This window comes from Aerosakkonema sp. BLCC-F183 (assembly GCF_041929145.1).
Lineage (GTDB): Bacteria > Cyanobacteriota > Cyanobacteriia > Cyanobacteriales > Aerosakkonemataceae > Aerosakkonema.
In genome coordinates this window covers 1-20,766 of the sequence record NZ_JBHFNU010000052.1, presented here as the reverse complement: position 1 = coordinate 20,766, position 20,766 = coordinate 1, and the positions used below count along the sequence as shown (strand labels likewise).

Below are 20,766 nucleotides of genomic sequence, written 5' to 3'. Positions count from 1 at the left end.
TCAACTTATAACACTCATAAAAGTAACCAATAAAAACAAACATCAAAAACCCTTTACAAAACTAAATATAGGGATTAATCTATAAACAGGTAGAGAAAACACTACCTCGAACCTCGAAAAATACATAGCAATCATCCAATCATGACCACCACCATTCAACAGCGCTCCAGCGCTAACGTCTGGGAACGGTTCTGCGAGTGGGTCACCAGCACCGAAAACCGCCTCTACATCGGCTGGTTCGGCGTCCTGATGATCCCCACCCTCTTAACCGCCACTACCTGCTTCATCATCGCCTTCATCGCGGCACCACCAGTAGACATCGATGGTATCCGCGAACCCGTAGCAGGCTCTCTGTTGTACGGCAACAACATCATCTCCGGTGCGGTTGTTCCTTCCTCTAACGCGATCGGTCTGCACTTCTACCCGATTTGGGAAGCAGCCAGCTTAGATGAGTGGCTCTACAACGGTGGCCCCTACCAGTTGGTGATTTTCCACTTCCTCATCGGCATCTTCTGCTACATGGGTCGTCAGTGGGAACTCAGCTACCGCTTGGGTATGCGTCCTTGGATCTGCGTAGCTTACAGCGCTCCTGTATCTGCTGCCAGCGCAGTATTCTTGATCTACCCCTTAGGTCAAGGTAGCTTCTCTGATGGTATGCCTCTGGGTATCTCTGGAACATTCAACTTCATGATCGTGTTCCAAGCAGAGCATAACATCCTGATGCACCCCTTCCATATGTTGGGTGTAGCTGGTGTGTTCGGCGGTAGCTTGTTCTCCGCGATGCACGGTTCTCTGGTAACTTCTTCTTTGGTGCGCGAAACCACCGAAAATGAAAGCCAAAACTATGGCTACAAGTTCGGTCAAGAAGAAGAAACCTACAACATCGTAGCTGCACACGGTTACTTCGGACGTTTGATTTTCCAATATGCTTCGTTCAACAACAGCCGTTCTCTGCACTTCTTCTTGGGTGCATGGCCGGTGGTTGGTATCTGGTTCACCGCTCTGGGTGTAAGCACGATGGCTTTCAACCTCAACGGTTTCAACTTTAACCAATCGGTTGTGGATTCGCAAGGTCGCGTGATTGGAACTTGGGCTGATATTATCAACCGCGCTAACCTGGGTATGGAAGTGATGCACGAGCGCAATGCTCACAACTTCCCTCTGGATTTGGCTGCTGGTGTTTCTGCTCCGGTTGCTATGACTGCTCCTGCTATTAATGGCTAAGTTTGAAATTTAGCTAAGAAAAGCGCTCTCCTGCAAAGGGGGGCGCTTTTTGGTTTTTAATTGATTAAAGGGTGATGCGATCGCTCGTCTTAGAGGTGGTCGAACCCATAGATACGGTTTTAGGTAAACTGCTGTTACGGCCCTGATAAGGGTTATCGAAATTAAGAACGATGAGAATATCGCGAAAAACTTTGTTGAAATATTTTTTGTTATCTCTTTTAGGAGCAGGTTTTGTACTGATCCTGTTTGGTGGAAGTACATATTTATTCAGTTCCAAGCAAACTGTTGTTCGCTCATCCAGTTCTATAGCAGTCAATCTTTCCTCAACTTGCGGCAGTCCCAAGGCTGGGCCAACTAATAATCCTGTTGCTGCCAAGTACGGAGCCGAAGCTTATCCGTGGACTGAAAATATTAAATGGAACTGCGTTTACAACATTAATGACTTTAAGGGTTCTACTATTATTGAACAATTTAATGCCGCTCGCGATGTGGCAACAGCCAATGGCGGTGGTGTAGTCTATTTTCCTTCCGGAACTTACACTTTTACAGACAGCATTTTCTTGAAAAATGGTGTGCTTATCCGTGGAGATACCCCTTCGGGAAAAGATGCTAAATCTGATTCATACAACCCACCAACTAAGTTTCTATTCCCCAAATATGAACCTACGTTTTCTGGTAATGGTACACCTAACAATACAGCTTTTAAAAAAATATTTACAACTGCACCGGAATCAGATAGCAATATCGGTATTGTGAATGTAGATATTAATCGAGCGGGAATCAAGTTATCGGGTAATATTGATACTGGAAAGAAGCAAAATATTGTTATTTTTGGTATCCGCAGCAATAATGTTGCAGACCCTTCTCCCCAGGTACCAGATACGTCTTTTCAAGATCCGTGGATGCGGTATAGCGATCGCTTTGCTGCCAATATCACCATTAATGCTTTTGCTAATGTCTTGGTCGCTAACAATCGCCTTAATGATGCTATTACTGACAATTACGAACAACCCGGTTACAAAATTAAACCTTTAGAAGGAAACGAAATTATTACTTATGTTGAAGGTAGCAAAGTTCCCTTCCACTATGGCAATCACTATGGAATTGTAGTTAATCGCTCAAAACCGCAAGGATTTACATTAGCAGCAGACCCTAATACTGAGCCAGGATTATTTCGTAAGGGAATTGTTATCCGAGATAACTGGGTATTTCACACGATGAGAATAGGTATCCAAGCGTCTGGCGATGCTTTGGTAATTAAAGATAATCAAATATCAGATCGACCCAACAAAGAATGGTGGACAGATCCGACGGGAACTAAGCAACCTAGAGGAGCCGTTACATATGAGAATCGCGCTATTGATTGGTCTGGATATAATGTTCAAATTGAAGGGAATAATTATCAAGTTTACAGGCATCGCGTTATGGATACGCAGTATCTCAGCGTGGATGGAGAGGGAATTTTAATTCAGGAATGTTGTGGTGGGACTAAGATTAATGGTGTAACGATCGTCAAAAATGAAGGTAATGCTTATATTGGTTTGTACAAGATACTTTCTACACGCAATGTGCGTATTAGCGATAATAAAGTATTGTCTAACGTGAGCGATATAGCTTCGATTTATGTAGAAGCTAATACAAACAATCGTTCCAGTTCAATGGAAAATGTAATTATTGAAAATAATACTTTGGCTGGAACCATTGTTGCCAAAGCTAACTTGGGAGGTCAGGGGAATATTATTAGGAATAACATTGGCAATAACAGTGGAACAATAAAATATTCATGCAATATTACAGTTCAGGGAAATACGGGTTTTGCCCAGGAACCGTGTTTGAGTTTACAGTCATCCAATCAACAAACTCAGTAATATAGTAACTCAAATTGCTAGTTAGATTAAGTAGGGTGCGTCGGAAAAATAAAATTAATTATTATGGCTTTCACGTACTTCTGGTGGCCAACCCGGTTTTTTGGGAATAGGCTAGAGAAATGCCTTATTCACCAAGCATTTGAGCCAATAAATAATTCCAAATCCGGGTTATTTAGCCCTTTATAGTGTGGGGTGTAGGGGTGCATTGCCGCGATAAGTGTATTACCTTGACCCAAAGTTTTTCTACCGCAATGCTTCAGCCTTCTTCGGGATAAAGGGGGTTTCGATCCCGGATTTGGTATAAATTTTACTTATTATCATATATCCGGGAAAGCCGAATCCATCCTGGGTCTCAGGTTTCTTTACTCAGACTTGCACCAGGCATCAAAACCGGGTTTCTTGCAAATAGCTGAACCTAAAAGCCTAGATCTTTCGTTAATAAACCCGCTTTCTCAGGTCTTGTTGAGAATGGTGCAAGATATCAGGTTACGAAAATTTAAGTTTTGCGAGCTTTTGCAATAGCTCTTTTGACAGATGCGTAATTTCTGTTATTGTGCTTTAAAGCTGAGATCGCTTGTTCCTGGTTGTGTGTTTTTCAACACAACCGAAACAATTATCTTGGACGACAAACCTGTCATTATCATTAAATAGAAATTATGAGTCAGGCACTATTAGTTCCCATTCATCTTGATGCCCTCTGTTTAGCTGAAAATCAGCCAGCGCTAAGGGCTATGGCCGATTATAGTAAATTACCATATATATACCAAGGGGATACTCATGGAACGGGGCAAGAGAATCTTAGTGAACAGATACTAGCGCCCTTATTTAACCACGAATTTACCCTTAAAGCAGGCATCCATCTCCATTTGTCTTTACCCGACGCCTTAACTAATGGACAACATGATGAAACCGGAACAACTTTTCCTCGTGTTCCTAACCGTTGGCTAATTTTACGTCAAGGGGGAGATAAAGGGCAAAAACAATGGATTATAGAAAGTGACTATCTTTATCCAGAATTAGCGCCAGGGGATAATAGTCCACCCCCAGATGCCATTAATATTCTCACAGAACCCCCAGATCTGGTTAATGTTGATCCTGGTGATGCAAATACTTATCAATACCAACGTTACCGCTATATGGGGGGAACCTGGGAATTAACAGAATGGTTATCGGAAACAGAAACAAAAGAATATGCTAAGAGTTTAACAGCAATTGGTACTAAAGAAACTGTGCCGATTTTTGATGAAGTTAAAGCGACTTTTGCCGCCTTTTATCCCAATTGTCACAGTGTTTTTGGCTTTTATGACCCTGATTATCCCAGTAATAATCCACCAACTGGATTACAATACGATGTCATCGGTTGGTATTCTGATGCAGAACAAGATTGTTTAAAGCAGTTTTTAGCGGAACATTCTGGTGAAAACCAAGAACTACTCGAAGTCTTACAAGAAGAGTTTAATTGGACGATTGCACTAGGGGAAGGAGAAGAATTACCCCAAAAATCCCTTTATCATGGAAGAATTACCTTTGGTAATACTAGCGCTAGTCGTTCAGCAACAGAGCGAGTAAAAAGCTTATCTCAACCAACGATCGCAGTAGCTAATTCCGCCCCAGAAGCCCTTTCTGCCTATCTTGCTGCGAGTTTTTCTGAAACTGATGCAAAAGTTCGTCAAGCTGTAGAAGACAAGTTAAACGCTTTACAACTATCGGAAAAATTAGAGTCACGGAAACTCGACATTGATGCCAAATTCCGAGAAGGGCGACATGAATGGGGATTTAATACGGAAAATGAAGGTTTTCTCTGGTCAATTATCCCGGAAATTGCCCAACAACAGCCCGCAAGAACTAGAAATATCCAAGCTAGCAAAGTAACGATCCCAACAAATTTAGCTCAGTTACTTAATGAATTGAATGTTTTGCAAGAAGCATATAATCAAGCTTGGCTGAATATAGAATCCATGCGCCGTCATCTGTACAGCCAATGGTACTATTTTATGAAGAACCAGGGGGAAGACGACGGCAATTTTTACATAACTATCAATGAAACCAGTCTGATTCCCCTTCGGAGAGCGATCGCACAAGCAGGAGAATTAGAATTTACAGAGAATACAATCACAGGAAAAATCTTACCCTTTGGCATTGTATCTAAATTGAATGAATATTTCAGCTACTATGTTGATACAATTCAAGCAGCGACAGAGGGAACTTTTACTAACTGGGCTGATATATCCAATGAATTTGCTAACTGTGGAGTAACTTTATCTGATCGCCCAACAGTTACAACGATTATCGAGGGCGAATCTTGGGAAATACAAGACAATGGGCAAACCTATCCAGTGAAGGTAGAAGGGGGAAATTTTACCATTTATATTCCGCCTACCGAGTCTCAAATTGCGTTTAATCTGATTAATAAATTGAATCAGTTATTAGATGCGATCGCTACCTATAACAGCAGTTTAGAGAGTAAATATAACCTCAGTCAAATTCCCAGTCAAAATTACTGGCGACCAAACGATCCAGTTATTCTCTTAGCAGGAGAAGCAGCAAAATCCCCAACTCGTTTTGGACAGGATGGTAGATTAAGGGAAGACAAACTATTACAATGTCAATCCTTAGACTTCAATCTGACAACAATTATAGAAAATATACAAGTTCTGCAAGAACTAATTGAAGGACTTAAACCAGCAGCAGGGGAAGACTCCATTAATTTTAGCACCTGGAAAGAGCAACCTTGGAATCCGTTTGCCTTCCATTGGTCAGTTTTTGCTTATCCTTGTCGTAATATGGTATCGGGAGAAGTGCAAGATTACTCCCCCGCTCAAATTCTCGATTACTATAGTTTAGAATCCAATGCGATCGACCTAAAGCTCAAATCAGGTGCGGAAAGTAATTTTGTTGCCAATGCCAATAGTTATACAGGGTTTAGCATTTTAACCCCATCGGTAGCCCTCGAATTGACAGAAAGACTCACCAGTTATCTAACACAAGAATTACTCCCAGACTACTACGCGGCTAACAGTATTGCTGATGACAAGCAAACGTCAGATTACTTAAGTCAGAATTTTCAGGCGGTTAAAACTTGGTATGAGGAGCAAAATGCTCTCCCCACTGAAACAGAACAAGCTCAAGATCCCATTTTCGTCGCTTTGTGGGCTTATGGAGAAATGCAAAGCACTGAATGTCAGGCGCAAGTAATTAGTGGATTTAATGATACCCTATTGCTGGCTCAACCAACCCTACAGTTAGAAATAGACGATCCCATCTCCACTGATGCTGTAGCAAAAATTTTCCACGAACAAGTGCGTTGGACTTTGGGAAATAGCTTACAATACAAAATTCTCGATGGAGACATTTTTAACCCCATCCGCAGTGGGGGAATGTCCATCAAACAACTGTGGTTAATTGATAGTTTTGGACAACATAAAGAAGTCATTTCTTTTGACAATCCCGGAAACACTCAGATTGTCACCACTTCCGAAATGACTCCCCCCTCTGATACTCAATATCAAGTGCTTTTGCCGCCTCGTTTAGCCCAGTCAGCGCGGATTAATTTCCACTGGTTAGCGGCAGATGCACTACAGGAAGTACAAATGACCACTGTTCCGGCGCGGACTCCCGTTTGCGGTTGGATTGTTCCCAATAACCTTGATAATACCTTGGCAATTTACGATCATCAAGGCAAAGCATTAGGCTTATTGGATACTGCTGGAAATTGGCGAACAGCACCAGGAGTTGAGGTTTCTCGCGATGGAAACGATCGTCCTACCTTGCCGAATGTGCATCTAGAAAAGATGGTTCACTATCTTTTAGACCAAGGGAACGACTTTCAAAAACAGTTTATTTCTACCTTAAACAATTCTTTGGAAACCATCGATCCCGAAAGTTTCAGGGAACATTCTAGTTTAGCTTTATTGGTGGGAAGACCGATTGCTTTAGTGAGGGCAACATTTAGTTTAGAAGTCAAAGGTTTACCCGGTTGCGATCCTACAGTTAAAGTCGAAAGCATAGATCAAACCCCGGCAACTTATGGGTTTACAGAAGTTAAATTCCCCATTCGTTTAGGAGACTATCAACAACTCAATGATGGACTGGTAGGATATTGGCGAGAAACTCCTGTCGGAACTGAGGGAGATTATCAATATGAAGGAAATATCTTTTATGCACCCCAAAGTCGTCTAGTAGAGGAAAATCTCATTCAAACTGAGGCGGAAGAATTAGTCTATTTTGAGCAAACCGTAGACGCGCCGCCCCAAGGAGTGACAATGTTGATCGATCCGAGGGGTTTAATTCATGCAACCTCTGGAATATTGCCTAATCAAGAATTGCGTCTTCCACCAGAAAATTATAGCCAAGCATTAAAGTCCATTGAAGTTAATTTCCTCTCTACTCCGATTTTGTGCAATCAAGGAGAAATAGCACTTCCTTTACCACAAGTCCCCGAATATGTTTGGTCTTGGCTATTTTTAAAAGGAGAAACTTGGTCAGAAACAGAAACAATTAAATCTGTTAATCCCCAAGCAAGTTTTGCTAAACCGCAGCAACTCTATGAAGGTTGGTTGCAACTCTCTCGCGCCAAGACAGAAGAATCTTCCTCGTCGTCTTCTGCTGATTCTGAGTTACCTGCTGCTGATGGATTGCAAGTCAATCCCTCCAGAACAGCAGAATCTTTCCAGAGAAGTTTTTCCAGCATCGTGAAAAGTGTCGCAAAAAAGCCTTTTGAATTTCGCTGGTATTATGAAGACGAAGAGGAAGGAGAACTCAACGGAGTTTTACAAATAGGAAATTCTGATGAAGTTTCCCCCCTTCGCATTGAGATCAAAAATATCCTCACCGAAGACGAAAAAGATATCGTCATATATCCTATTTCTGGCGCAACCGAAGCGAATTCAGACAATTACCATTTTCAGTTGGCTTTTAACACAGGGATCTTGGTTAATCCTGAAAATATCAGCCTTGAAAGTGAGGATTGGTCAATTGGTTTTAGTGGGAATTCTGAAGCAGATAATCTCTATCTTCTCTGGAAAGGCGAAGGAGAAATTACTCTTAAACCAAATGAAGCCACAGAAGTCATCTTAATCGGAGTGGCGGCTGAATCTGCGGTGAGGACAACTACAACTAATGTCACTATTAGTTGGGAATTTAAGAAGGGAGGTAGCGATGTGATCAGCGTTAAACTCCCCGGACAAAATGACGAATACGAAAAAACAACTACCCTGGAACTAACAATGATTAAAGCAACTGGAAAATCTACTATCCCTCTGTTTGTTGGTTTTGTTGGTTCTAATAAAGTTCTCAATGTGAACGATGGAGTCAGCAATCTACAGCTACGGATTACTAATACTAATCTCCCGAATGGTGAGGAGTCTAATATTACTTTTCACTATGATAGTGACATCGCTCAATGTTCTCAATTGGTAGTGGTTTTGGAAGTGGGAACTTTAGAGGATACACCTTGGGCACTAGGAACAGTAGATCAAGTTAATGGAGTTGGTATCTCAATTGATGAAAATAAATGGGTGCAAAAGGACAAAGGCGAGATAAAAGTAGGCGACGCAGTTAAGGCATTACAGTGGACTTTTGCACCCAAAACTGCTGATGTGGTTTTAGCAGCACAGGAGACTATGTTAATTAGTTTAAGTGGTATTGTGACAGCACATCCAACAGGGGAAGCGAATCTCTATCTACGCTATCAGTATCTTCCTGGTTATAAAGATGGGCAATTTACTTGTCAAATTGAAAAAGCGCCTTTAGTTTTTGATGATAAAAAGGTGGGAATTGGTAAAACTAATCCAGCAACTGAGTTAGAGGTAGATGGAAAGATTCAAGGTAGTGAATTAGATGTCAGTGGCAATATTCAAGGTGGTCAGTTAAATGTCAGTAGCGATGCCAATTTCACAGGTAATCTGAATTTTGGCGCACAGATAAGACAGATGCTCAATTTATATCGACAAGAATATGGAATTGGCGTACAAAATCGTACACAATATTTCCGGTCAGCTATAAACTTTGCTTGGTATAAAGGTGGTAGTCATAATGATGCCGAATTCAATCCAGGTGGAGGCACAGTACAGATGGTGATTAAAGACAATGGGAATGTCGGTATTGGTAATGCTTCTCCTTCAGTTAAGTTAGATGTCAATGGCAAGATTAAAGGTACTGAGTTAGATGTCAGTGGCAATGCCAGTTTAACAGGCGCTCTAAATTTTGGCTCTACCAAAAGACAGATGATCAACTTATGGAATACTACTCATGGAATTGGCATACAAACTTCTACAGTCTATTTCCGAACAGATGGCAACTTTGCTTGGTATAAAGGTGGTGGTCATAATGATCAAGAATTAAATACAGGTGGCGGCGAATTCCAGATGGTGATTAATAAAGATGGTAATGTCGGTATTGGTACTGTTTCTCCTTCGGCTAAGTTAGATGTTAATGGACAAGCCAAAATTAACGGAGATTTGATCATCAGAAATACTACCTTAACAGAAAATGAGGTAAAAATACTAAAAAAACTAGCGGCTGGTGAGTTGAAAGTAGTGATTCAATCTGAGAAGGGTTACTATCTTGACAATTATGGCGCTAAAGCTGGTGATGGAGATATGGATCGTAGTATACAATTTTGCAAATATAATAATGGTATTCACGAGAATTTTAAGATGAAATTAACAGTAATTCAGTAAGTAAGTAGGAGGCAATTATCAAAACATTTGCCTCCCTATTATGCCTTGTGTTTCATTATGAAGACATAATACTCTTTTAAACTTAAAATCTCTTCAGTCTAGTGGGGTGCCTTAGTCGCGTATTTTAAGAAAACTTCCAGTCATCAAATAACAAGTACGCCGTAACGCACCACCTTGAGTCAGGAAAATGGTGCGTTACGCTACCGCTAACACACCCTACTTTTTCTACTTTTTCACCGTTCAAACCTTAACCATTTTTAGGATTAAAAACCATGTCAAAGATCACTGTAGAAGCAGTAGAAGCTTGTACAACAATGGAGCTGTTTATTAAATTAGTCGGCTCAGAATCAGGATTAGGTCTAGCGGATGATGTTAGTTTAACCTCAATTGATATCTTTACCCTTGATGAAGCAACTGTGGATATTGATGGTGAAAACTATGCCTTTGAGTTGGGAGTAACCATAGCAGTTGACCACGATGAAGATGGAGAAACTACTCAAGAACTAAGTGGAACACTTCTTATTGATGTTACAAGAGAGGGTCAAATATATAAAGCTGTATATGGTGGTCAAATCACCATCCCTACTTCCGATACAACTAATCTTATTTTTGATATACAATATCAAACAAAAACCGAAAACAATAAAACTACAAAATTAATTGTAGGACAATTGAATATTCAAGAAGAACAAGATATAGGTAATGTAAAGTTAGCTGCATTATTCAGTCAAATTTCGCCAGGATTAGGAAACTTAGTTCCAGAGGAATTATTAGACGGATTTAACCTGAATCAAAACTTGTTATTTGTTATTAAAGTTCCTGATGCCTCTGCTACACCTGCTAAGAAAAAAATGCTCTTTGGCATTGGCTTTAATAGCGATATAGCCTTTGGTGAAATTCCTCTAATTTCTAATCAGTTACCTCCTGATATTTCTGCCAGTCAGTTTACGATTGAGTTATTACTCTCTTTACAAAGTTTAGACCAAAAAGAGCTAAAAACCATCAACGGTTTTCTGCAAGAAATAGGATCGGAAATTAAAATTCAACCCCCAAGTTCTAGCGTCAATACCCTTTACCGAGGCGCAAGTATTGCCGCCTATTTTAATATTGGAGGATATCTCAGAGCTTGGTTAGTACCATTAAAACGCCGCAGTGGTGGCTTTAATCCCAATCCTGCTCCCCCAGGTCTTAGTTTAGCTCCAAGTGGACAAATTCCATTACAAAATCCTATTGCTAGTCCTACTTCGGAGCAGCCCATTGTTGTCAAATCATCACTCACAGCAACAATATGCCAAAAATTGCAGAGCCTTTTAAAATGGCTAAAAGGCAAATTGGGGATGCAGTCTGGTACTTTAGCCCAAACAGAAGAATTTTCCTTAAAGCCACATACTGAAACCTGGAATCCTGGTAGTCGTAGTTTAGCCCAAAGTGAAGCATTTCCAATAATATCGCGGACTGTAACCAGTAATACTGGTAATCGTTTAGCTCCCAGTGGAGAATTTCGACTGGTTGCTTCCCCTAGAACTACCACACCGGAAGAAGATACCCCCATTACGATTGCTGATAACGGTGCATGGTTAACGGTGCAAAAATCTTTTGGGACAATTCACTTAGAAAAAGTCGGACTGATTTACAAAACAGGAGAAATTCATCTCACTCCTCAATTTATCGTCCAAGTATCTGATTTTTCTTTAGTTCTGAATGGACTTTCTATCAGCACTCCCCTCAGCAATTTTAGCCCTAATTTTAATCTCGATGGCTTTGGTTTAACTTACGAAAAGAACAGCTTAAATATTGCGGGTGCATTCCTCCGCAAAGAAAGAGAAGACTATGAAGAATACTTAGGAATGGTAACACTGGGAATGCAAACCAAAGGCAGTGGTGGAAAACAAAAATCCCTTTCTTTATCTGCTGTGGGCGCTTATGCCTATGTTAATGATGAACCTTCCTTATTCCTGTATCTTGCTGTAGATTATCCTTTGGGTGGCCCTCCAGAGATATTTGTGACTGGATTGGCGGGAGGTTTTGGCTACAACCGTGACTTGATTGTACCTCCCTTGGGCGAAATTACTGAATTTCCTTTAGTAGCCCAAGCGCTTAGTGGTGTGGGCGACCTGAGCGGAGATCCGGGAGAGATTATTAATGAACAAATCGAGAGTTTAAGTACATATATTCCCATTTCTCTTGACGCAGGTTTCTTGGCTATTGGGATAAAATTTACTACTTATAAATTACTCGATAGCTTTGCTCTGTTAACTCTAGCGCTCAGTGAAAATAACTTTGAACTCAATTTAATTGGGATTTCTACATTAGTAGTTCCGCCATCAACTTCTTCTAACATCGACCCAGTAGCGGTAGTACAATTAGCCCTACAAGCACGGTTTAGTCTTGCAGAAGGACTGCTTTTAGTTCAGGCAGAACTTACACCAAATTCCTATATTCTGTCGCAAAAATGTCATTTAACCGGGGGTTTTGCTGCTGCTTTCTGGTTTGCTGGGGAACATGAAGGAGATTTTGTCATTACTTTAGGCGGCTATCATCCGAGTTTTAAGGTTCCTACTCATTATCCCACTGTACCCCGTTTAGGTTTTAATTGGCAGTTGGATAGCCATACTTCGATTACTGGAGAAGGCTATTTTGCCCTTTGTTCTCATGCAGTAATGGCAGGAGGAGCGCTCAAGTTTAGTTATAAGAGTGGTAAAGTTCATGCTTCTTTTGAAGTGGGGGCTGACTTCCTGATCTGTTGGAAACCTTACTATTATGATATTAGCGCTCGGATTAAAATTAGCGGCGGAATTGGTTGTATTAGTGTTAGTGTCCGAGTTGAATTACATCTCTGGGGACCGGAACTGGGAGGCAAAGCTAAAATCGATCTTTGGATCGCTTCAGCTACAGTTAAATTTGGCGATCAAGGTTCTCGCGATCCACTTCCTATTGCTTGGGATGAGTTCAAATCTTCATTCTTACCTGAAGCTACAGAAATTTGTAGCATTGCTGCTAGTAAGGGATTGGTTAAGCAATTAATGAGAGGGGAAGAGGAAATCTGGATTATCAATCCTACAACTTTGGAATTGGTTACAGATAGCTTTATTCCTGCTAAAAAAGCCTTTACTTGGGATGACGAGCAATCCATCTCCACTAATACAGGTTTTGCTATTAATCCGATGGGTATTAATAGTGATGATTTAGAGACAACTCATAAGGTCACAATTAGTAAAGGTGGAAATTCTGAAGATGCTAAAGGCAAGTTTAGCTTTGCACCTGTCACAAAAGCAGCGCCTACTGGAATTTGGGGAAACCCAAATCTGACGGATAAAGGGCGTTTAAAATTGCCTGAAGTGAATGGACAGCAATTTGAAAATGGCGTTTTTTCTGGTTTCCGTATTATTCCTGCCGAGTCGCCTAAAGCGGGTGAAAGCAACACGATCGGGGTTGAACATTTACAGAATGAAACCTCACTCATTGATAATAGTTATAGTTGGCAAACTTTAGAGGAATTTGTTGCCAATCCCAGTTATACGGAGGAACCACAAAAACGCGATCGCATTCGGGAAACTATCACAACTAACTCGCAACGGGATGCGTTATTGCAAGCATTAGGATTTGATCCGAGTCAGGTACAAATTGATAGTGCGATCGCTGATAGTTTTGTTTTTGCTCCCCAAGTTAAATAAAACCCTAAATGTGGGAAAGTTTTCAACTACAGTCACAGACTGAAATCTTCTCCCACATTTCACCATTGCCATCAAAATCACCAATTAATAAGGAGTCAGTTTCATGTCTACTAACACCGGAACAGTTAAATTTATTCAGTTTCATCAACCGCCTCTAGAAAGTGGAGAATACAAGATTGAAATTGAGCAAACTATTGCAAGTAAAGATAAAATTCCCTCACAAAAGTTCTCCCGCGAACTTACTTTTGCCGTCACGGGAGAACGTTTTGGGCCTCTCTCTCCTGAAGATATTTATGCCGTTTTTCCCCCATCCGATAGCTTAGGAGAACATTCTAATGTACTCCCTCATATTACGGTTAAACGGAGTACCCTTCCTTGGGAACGTTACCCAGGCACAAATGATGAAAATTTGCCTTGGTTAGTTTTACTTTTATTCCGAGAAACAGACTTTGAAAGTGAGTCCGATCGACCCAAACCAACAAGTATTACTCTTGAACAATTAATTACAGACGAACCTAACATTAAGTTTCCCACGATGGCGCTTGAAGTCGGACAAAAAGACACAGAACAAGTTACCGTAATTGATGTTAAAAAGAAATATCTAAAAGATATTTTACCTACCAAAGCAGATCTAGCTTATCTTGCTCACGTTCGCCAATTAGAAGACGCAACTCGTAATTTTTCTGGGGATGAATTTGCCACAATTATTTGTAATCGTCTCCCAGAACCTAATGGTATCAGTACAGTCCATTTAGTATCTATAGAAGGACGTTATCCAGATGAAAACAATTTTGATGATATGGGGGCAGGAGATGAGGATTTAATCCGCTTAGTTAGTTTAGCAAGTTGGAGTTTTGCTTGTGTCGATCCCGATCAAAGTTTTACCAAATTAGTTCAGAAACTCAACCGTAATCCTAGTTTCCCCAGACTTCCTCAAACTGAGCATCAAGAAGCAGAAAAATTCTTAGCAATGGGTTACATTCCCTTACCTCATTCTCTAAGACAGGGAAGTCAGACGATTTCTTGGTATCGCAGTCCTTTAATTGGAGGGTTTAACTCAGAAACATACAATTTTCCTGTCAAAGCATCGGATGAATTATTGCGTTATGATTCTGGTTTAGGACTCTTTGATACTTCATACTCTGCTGCTTGGCAATTAGGGCGAATGTTGACTCTACAAAATCAAGGATTAGCTATTGAATTATTTAATTGGAAACGAGAAAACGCCCAAAGTCTCAAACAATTAGAAGATAATGTGATTAATAATTTACCTTTGCGATCTCGGCAAATTCGAGAAGAAAAACCAATCCCAGAGAAAATAGAAAAATGGTTTAAAGGATTAGAGTTATTGCAGGGAATCCCCTTTAATTATTTAGTTCCCGACGAACGGTTACTCCCCATAGAATCAATCCGTTTCTTTTGGGTAGATTCTTTATGGGTAGACTGTTTACAAGATGGTGCTTTTAGCATTGGTCGAGTTACTGAAAACAGTGTAGAAGAAGATCGAAAAATTCGTTCAACTCGTCGTGGTTTTACTCGCGGGATAGAGCAGAAAATTACTGGGATTGTCATGCGATCGCAAGTTGTTTCTGGGTGGCCTAATTTACTGATTGATGGTTATGATAAAGCCGTCGCAGATTTAGATTCTATTGACCCAAGTGAAGCCAACCTTTTACCCCTATTACGGATGGAAAAATTAGCCAAAGATGTGTTAATTTGTTTGTTTGAAGGAGAAGTCAAAACCGTTGATATTCACCTGCAACCAGAAGGGATGCACTTTGGCTTAGATGCAAAGGAAACGGATTCTTCTGTATGGACAAAAAATTTAAGAAATATTAATGGAGAAGGGACTCAACTTTCGATTTCACCGATTCCTTGGAATAATGAAGAAAAAGAGGTGATAAATTTAGAAGGATTAGCGACAAAAATCAAAGAAAAGTTACCAGATATCGGTGAATTTACTTCCGGTCAATTTGCTTTACAAATGATTGAGGGAGTGCAAAAAGTCAGGTTTGTAATTAACGAGTGACTTTTCGATCTTTTTTGCTTATTTTAGCTTTAGCCTCAAACTTCTGTTGGGGTTGTTCGCCGTAGGCGCACCCCCTGAAGTTTTACAGACAAGGGAAATTTTTACGAAAGATTAATAATTTACTTTTAGCGACATTATCAACAAACATAATCTAAATTTAGATTGTTGATTAAAAATGTGGCTGATGGATATAAAAATAAGATGGCATTTAATAGATATAACCGCTCGGCATATAAAATGTCAAAGCTGTATTTCCATAAACTTTTTGGCGGCAAATTTTGACAGATAAAATGCCGTCATTTAGGCTGCGATCTGGACTGTGTTCTACTGCAAGTTCGCCGTCTTCATCTAATAGTTGATATTGGGCGATCGCCTCTATTACCGAATCATACAAATCGCTAGCATAAGGGGGGTCGAAATAAATGCGATCGAACTTTTCTCCTGACAGGTTTTTCAATCGCTGCACAACATCTCCTCGCAATACCTCAAAAGTTTGTCCGCCTTGTGCTACCTGTTGCCAGTTTTGTTGGATAATCGAACAAGCGCGACTGGATTTTTCAATTCCCACCACGTAACTGGCACCTCGACACAAAGCCTCCGCACCCATAGAACCACTACCCGCGCACAAATCCAGCCAGCGACAGCCTTCTATTGTTCCCTGCCAAATATTAAATACTGCCTCCCGCACCCGTGCTAAAGTAGGTCGGGTGGCTTGACCCGGTAAGGTTTTCAGTAGACGATTGCCGTAGATTCTCAAACTCATAGTAAAAAAGGAAAACAATATTAATATTTGCTGCCTAACTCGCACTAAGGTTAAATATTTTATTGGTCAGCACATAGCAAATCGATCGGGAGAGAGTTATGACTCAGACATACATTGTCAAAAAAGGTGAAACTCTGGCAGATATAGCCGAGATGTTCTACGGAACTCGCAATTGGAAACCAATTTACGATGCCAATCGCAATGTAATAGGGCCTAACCCTAACGCGATCGTACCAGATCGACAACTCCTCATTCCCGACTTGTACACTGTCCAAACTGGTGACACCCTGGCGCGAATAGCCAAAAGTTACTACGGAAATCCCTTTGATTGGCCGCGAATTTATAAGGCAAATCGCGATCTAATTGGGAACGACCCTAAGAAAATTATTCCCGGACAGCTACTTGTAATTCCCGGTTAGCGTGTCGGTCAACTATTCGCGGGATGATCGGAAACCCGGTTTCTTTACTTGAGGAAAAAATTATTAGCAGGAGTTGATATTTGCTAAAAAGAAACATATTTTTACTCCTGCTGTTTCCGCTACGCGAGAACCGGAGTTTGTACTTGCGCCACAAAATTAGAGAGAATTTGCAGTCCGGTGGAGGAAGATTTTTCGGGGTGAAATTGAACTGCCATTAGGTTATCGCGTGCGATCGCAGCTGTTACGGTTTGAGTACCGTGAGTTACACTAGCGGCGCAGACTTTGGGGTCAACTGGATCGACGTAGTAGGAGTGGACAAAATAAACCCAAGGCTGAGATGATAAATTTTGCCATATCGGGGCGTTTGCTTGGGTAATCTCCAGTTGATTCCAACCCATATGCGGTATAGTCAGTCCGGGTTCGCTGCGAAACCGTCGTACCACACCGGGAATAATGCTTAAGCCTGGTTCTTTGCCTTCTTCGCTACGATCGAATAAAATTTGCAGACCCAGACAAATGCCTAAGAAGGGTTTCCCGGAAGCAATGGCGTCTTTGATGGGTTGTACTAAGTCACGCGATCGCAATTGTTGCACAGCCGGGTCAAAAGATCCCACCCCCGGTAACACAACTGCATCCGCCTGCGCGATATCTGCTGGTGAATCCGTTATCTTAGGAGTTGCACCCGCTTTTTCCAACCCTTTGCAGACGGAGTGCAGATTCCCCATGTCATAATCCACAATAGCGATAACTGACATTTGACCCCTCCCCTTATTGAGTGCCGATCGCTGTCTTTATTTTACTTGTCTATGTCTAAAAAAATCCTGCTGACATCTTTTACTACTTGGCTACCCCATCAAAAGTCTAATTCATCCGATAATTTATTGATAGAGATTGCCAAAAGTGCAGAAGATAATCCTCGTCCTAATACATCGCATTCTTTAACTTTTTTAAGGCATTTACCAGTAGATGTAGAGAAGGCAAGCAGTCGTGCGATCGCGCAAATAGACTTAATTCAACCCGATATTATTATCTGCTGCGGTATGGCAGAAAAACGCCCAAAACTCACCGTAGAATCTAATGCCAGCTTCGATAATCATCTCATCGAAAATTGGGTTGATGTTCCTAAATTAATTTCAGATTTAAAGGTAACCGAAATTAGCCACGAAGCTGGTAAATTTGTCTGTGAAGGACTTTATTATTCTGCCTTGAAATATCTGCGCGATCGCCAACTTAACAGCCGTTGTGTTTTCGTTCACGTTCCTATTCTAACCCCAGATAATTTATCTGATATCAAGGCAGATTTGTCAGAAATTATCAACAGGTTAGCAATTTGAAAATGGATCGATACGCCTTACTTAAACTGTAACCACTTCCTTAATAACAGCTTTTGGAACTTCTTCCTGATCGGAAACAGAGATATTTTCGCCGAGCTTTTTAGGCCAAATATGAAAACCGCCCTGGTAGTAGGGAGGAATTACCCAAGTACCCCAAATGCCGTTTTGGTCAACATAACCGTCGTAGAAAACAGTATGAGAGGGATAACCTTTATTCATCCAACAGCGCAGTTTTTCCTTATCGTAATTTCCCCGCCAAGTAAAGCGGTTAACATCGTCAATACCGCTACCCCTAACGCTTCCCTTTTTAAAAGTAAGGGTAAAAGACATCATGTGCTGACGGGCGTATGGGCCAAATTCATGGGTGTAAAAGCCTTCCCACTCCCCACTTGGAAATAAGGAATGAGTTTCCAGATTTTCTTCCGCTTTAACTGAGTCGTCCCTGTCCTTTTTCATGGCCATATTCGGGGAATTTATCTTTTCTAATCTAATCCCTCAAACTCGCAAGCGGCAATAGTGGATAATCCGCTCAAAAATATCGAATTATTGCTCATACTCAACCTACATCTACCATAAGAAAGAAACATTTTTGCCAATCTCTCGACGGTGCGATCGTACTCTGTCTGCACAAATGCTTCTCTCCTACTCCATCCCTCGGCGTTAAAAACTTTTACCTCCCAAAACCCTTCCCTTCTTTCTTTTTAACCTTAGACTTTGAATTCGATTTATTCACTTCCGCTACGGCTTCTTCAAACAGATTGTGCAAATGTAAAGGGACACTAGCAATTTCTGGTAACTCAGGCTCCAGCGGTTTATTAAATTCCTTAAGCAAAGAATCTAAATCGCTTGCCAAGTTAAAATTAGGACGACCCAAAATTGTTTGCAATACCTTTTCTAACTGGTGTGGATACTGTTGAGCAAAATGATGCCACACGAACGCATTAATTGTAACTTCTTCCAAATAGTAACGAACCAATTTCTCTGCATTAGGAATGCTTTTCCAGTCTTCTGCTTCCAGAATTTGCTTGAACTTAGTGTAGGTTGGTAGCAACATTTGTCCCCAACGAGGATGAGCCAGAACAGTCACCAGTTCGGCTTTTTTCAAATTGTCAGGTAACTCAACTTTAGGCGTTATCATTTTGCTGTTTTCCTTGCTGCCAAATAGCTGAGCAACTGTTTTTGAGTCAGCCCCCGCTTCTTCTGCGGCAGCTTTAATTTCTGCTTGTGAAATGCCAGCTTCATCAGCTATCTCTTCCAGGGATTTAGATTCATCAATACCTGCTTCTGCCAGTCGTCGTTTAGTTATTACTTCTTGAAATTCAGTTAGCTTTTTGTTAAGCTGATACCCAGGTATCGTGACTTCATTGCTGCCAAAAAAATCAAGAAAATCCTGGTGATATTGCTCGACAGACTGCCACGCCTGCTCAAGCAAATCTGGCGCATCGCTGTAAAGATGTTTTTTATGATTTTGCTTAAAGTTACCAATTGCTACTGCCAATTTCGGTTTGCCTAAATTACCCATTGGCAAACAAGGCCCAGAAAACATCCAGTAGCTATCTGTAACAGGAGAAATGCGGGTCAGTAAAATTTCACCTTGTTTAAAAGAAGCCATTTCCGCTTGTGTGCGAGTATCATTTGGCTTCACTATATAATGTTTGGCTGTAAGCCAATTCATTAACTCAAAGCCATCTAGTAAAATTTGATTAACTGCAAATAACCCAAGAAAACTACGTCGCCAGTTGTTGATGAGAGTGCGATCGTTTTCAGATAATTCTGGTTGACTTTCCAAAAACAAATCCAGCGGCGTCTTATCTCCGACTTTCCCCTCACACAAAAAACTATCAATTAGCAGCTTTTTCTCGAAAGCCGCATCATAGCGATTATTTTGAGATTTTGCATTGGCGGCAAAGTAAGACTCCAGCGCAACTGCCAATTCCCCTTCAGCGTCAAGGACAAAATCAATTAAATCTTGTTTAAGTTGACGCGATCGATCTAATATGGCATCCACAAGTTTACCTCTCCGTAAAAATTATTGTATTTTGAATTATGACTCCAGAAACCCTGTTTCACAAAGAAATCTCGTTTCTTTTCTGGTGCTTATCCAATTGTATTGATGTAAAGACAAAGCGATCGTGCGTACAAATCCGCTGATTTCGCCAGCCTTTCAAATTTTTAGCATATATGATGATTTTTTCTACCACCTTTGGGTAGATTTATTTGAGGAAATCGCCCGTTTCTAAGAACGTGCAGACTTATCTGGCCGCATTTTCGCAAACGGCAGCGCAAAGGTAATATTTTTGCACCCCAAAATCCAATGCCGTGAACTAAAACAACAGTTGCGATCGTCATAGCTACTGCGTATTTAATAAGTACAAATATACCCAATGATCGTTCAACTCCCCGAATGGCACAAAAAACTTTTTTGGGAAGTTAAAAGTAAATTAGTAAAAATAACTAGCATTTGTCGCATCAAAAGTGCGATCGCATTTCAAGTAGACCCCGCTGATTTCATAACCATCTTGCCCGCCCTCTTCCATTGGCTTCCGTTCCATCCCACAAAGCGCAAACGTTGACTGAATTACAAATATATCAAAAGCCCTCTTCCTTATCATAGAAGAGAGCTTTTGATTTTATTATTAACCTGGCACCGAGCTATTTTCCCAGGCAGTGACCCACCAAGTATCTTCGCCGCAGCAGCGTTTCACCTCCGAGTTCGGGATGGAGTCGGTGTGGTTCCACCGCGCCAGCAGCACCAGGAATGAAGTCAAAACTCAC

General features: G+C 40.9%; 12 protein-coding genes and 1 rRNA gene. 7 read left to right on the top strand and 6 right to left on the bottom strand.

Annotation, left to right across the window (positions count from 1 at the left end; translation table 11 throughout):
- Nucleotides 1-141: 141 nt before the first annotated feature.
- The 5 genes from psbA to ACE1CD_RS15415 all read left to right on the top strand — a co-directional run bounded on the left by psbA (nucleotide 142) and on the right by ACE1CD_RS15415 (nucleotide 15,475).
- Nucleotides 142-1,224 (top strand): photosystem II q(b) protein, encoded by a 1,083-nt coding sequence (gene psbA, locus ACE1CD_RS15435; RefSeq protein ID WP_374825241.1) that lies wholly within the window; start codon nucleotides 142-144, stop codon nucleotides 1,222-1,224.
- A gap of 170 nt (nucleotides 1,225-1,394) precedes the next feature.
- The gene (locus tag ACE1CD_RS15430; RefSeq protein WP_374792540.1) at nucleotides 1,395-3,092 is read left to right on the top strand and encodes a hypothetical protein; all 1,698 of its coding nucleotides are present in this window, start codon (nucleotides 1,395-1,397) and stop codon (nucleotides 3,090-3,092) included.
- 656 nt (nucleotides 3,093-3,748) lie between these two features.
- A complete protein-coding gene (locus ACE1CD_RS15425; protein WP_374825239.1) occupies nucleotides 3,749-9,772 on the top strand; it encodes a hypothetical protein in 6,024 nt (2,007 codons plus the stop codon).
- Between the two features lie 272 nt (nucleotides 9,773-10,044).
- Nucleotides 10,045-13,446 (top strand): DUF6603 domain-containing protein, encoded by a 3,402-nt coding sequence (locus ACE1CD_RS15420; RefSeq protein ID WP_374825237.1) that lies wholly within the window; start codon nucleotides 10,045-10,047, stop codon nucleotides 13,444-13,446.
- 103 nt (nucleotides 13,447-13,549) lie between these two features.
- Nucleotides 13,550-15,475 carry a hypothetical protein gene (locus tag ACE1CD_RS15415; RefSeq protein ID WP_374825235.1) on the top strand — a complete coding sequence of 642 codons (1,926 nt, stop codon included), beginning with the start codon at nucleotides 13,550-13,552 and terminating at the stop codon, nucleotides 15,473-15,475.
- Between the two features lie 208 nt (nucleotides 15,476-15,683).
- On the opposite strand, the gene rsmD is transcribed toward ACE1CD_RS15415, so the two are convergent.
- Nucleotides 15,684-16,238: a 16S rRNA (guanine(966)-N(2))-methyltransferase RsmD gene (gene rsmD, locus ACE1CD_RS15410; protein ID WP_374825233.1), complete on the bottom strand. Its 555-nt coding sequence runs from the start codon at nucleotides 16,236-16,238 to the stop codon at nucleotides 15,684-15,686.
- A 98-nt stretch (nucleotides 16,239-16,336) separates the two neighbouring features.
- On the opposite strand from rsmD, the gene ACE1CD_RS15405 reads away from it, so the two are divergent.
- Nucleotides 16,337-16,657, top strand: a complete 321-nt coding sequence (locus ACE1CD_RS15405) for a LysM peptidoglycan-binding domain-containing protein (RefSeq protein ID WP_374792530.1) — start codon at nucleotides 16,337-16,339, stop codon at nucleotides 16,655-16,657.
- Nucleotides 16,658-16,776: 119 nt separating this feature from the next.
- Here the strand turns inward: ACE1CD_RS15405 and hisH are convergent, their stop codons facing one another.
- Nucleotides 16,777-17,412: an imidazole glycerol phosphate synthase subunit HisH gene (gene hisH / locus ACE1CD_RS15400; protein WP_374825230.1), complete on the bottom strand. Its 636-nt coding sequence runs from the start codon at nucleotides 17,410-17,412 to the stop codon at nucleotides 16,777-16,779.
- 51 nt (nucleotides 17,413-17,463) lie between these two features.
- Between hisH and ACE1CD_RS15395 the strand changes: the two genes are divergently transcribed.
- Nucleotides 17,464-17,991, top strand: coding sequence for a peptidase C15 (locus ACE1CD_RS15395; protein WP_374792526.1), 528 nt, complete (start codon nucleotides 17,464-17,466; stop codon nucleotides 17,989-17,991).
- A 21-nt stretch (nucleotides 17,992-18,012) separates the two neighbouring features.
- Here ACE1CD_RS15395 and ACE1CD_RS15390 read toward each other — a convergent pair whose 3' ends face one another.
- The 4 genes from ACE1CD_RS15390 to rrf all read right to left on the bottom strand — a co-directional run bounded on the left by ACE1CD_RS15390 (nucleotide 18,013) and on the right by rrf (nucleotide 20,748).
- Complete coding sequence (locus ACE1CD_RS15390; RefSeq protein ID WP_374792523.1) at nucleotides 18,013-18,447, bottom strand: hypothetical protein; 435 nt, start codon at nucleotides 18,445-18,447, stop codon at nucleotides 18,013-18,015.
- Between the two features lie 26 nt (nucleotides 18,448-18,473).
- Nucleotides 18,474-18,620, bottom strand: coding sequence for a hypothetical protein (locus ACE1CD_RS15385; RefSeq protein WP_374792521.1), 147 nt, complete (start codon nucleotides 18,618-18,620; stop codon nucleotides 18,474-18,476).
- A gap of 41 nt (nucleotides 18,621-18,661) precedes the next feature.
- On the bottom strand, nucleotides 18,662-19,999 hold the full coding sequence (locus ACE1CD_RS15380) for a hypothetical protein (RefSeq protein ID WP_374825228.1): 1,338 nt from the start codon (nucleotides 19,997-19,999) through the stop codon (nucleotides 18,662-18,664).
- A gap of 631 nt (nucleotides 20,000-20,630) precedes the next feature.
- A 5S ribosomal RNA gene (gene rrf, locus ACE1CD_RS15375) occupies nucleotides 20,631-20,748 on the bottom strand.
- Between the last annotated feature and the right edge of the window lie 18 nt (nucleotides 20,749-20,766).

Excerpts from the sequence above, each read along its gene's own strand:
- ACE1CD_RS15405 (WP_374792530.1), top strand. The coding sequence starts at position 16,337 with ATGACTCAGACATACATTGTCAAAAAAGGTGAAACTCTGGCAGATATA.
- ACE1CD_RS15390 (WP_374792523.1), bottom strand. The coding sequence starts at position 18,447 with ATGAAAAAGGACAGGGACGACTCAGTTAAAGCGGAAGAAAATCTGGAA.
- rsmD (WP_374825233.1), bottom strand. The coding sequence starts at position 16,238 with ATGAGTTTGAGAATCTACGGCAATCGTCTACTGAAAACCTTACCGGGT.
- ACE1CD_RS15415 (WP_374825235.1), top strand. The coding sequence starts at position 13,550 with ATGTCTACTAACACCGGAACAGTTAAATTTATTCAGTTTCATCAACCG.
- ACE1CD_RS15420 (WP_374825237.1), top strand. The coding sequence starts at position 10,045 with ATGTCAAAGATCACTGTAGAAGCAGTAGAAGCTTGTACAACAATGGAG.
- ACE1CD_RS15425 (WP_374825239.1), top strand. The coding sequence starts at position 3,749 with ATGAGTCAGGCACTATTAGTTCCCATTCATCTTGATGCCCTCTGTTTA.
- hisH (WP_374825230.1), bottom strand. The coding sequence starts at position 17,412 with ATGTCAGTTATCGCTATTGTGGATTATGACATGGGGAATCTGCACTCC.
- psbA (WP_374825241.1), top strand. The coding sequence starts at position 142 with ATGACCACCACCATTCAACAGCGCTCCAGCGCTAACGTCTGGGAACGG.
- ACE1CD_RS15395 (WP_374792526.1), top strand. The coding sequence starts at position 17,464 with ATGTCTAAAAAAATCCTGCTGACATCTTTTACTACTTGGCTACCCCAT.
- ACE1CD_RS15430 (WP_374792540.1), top strand. The coding sequence starts at position 1,395 with ATGAGAATATCGCGAAAAACTTTGTTGAAATATTTTTTGTTATCTCTT.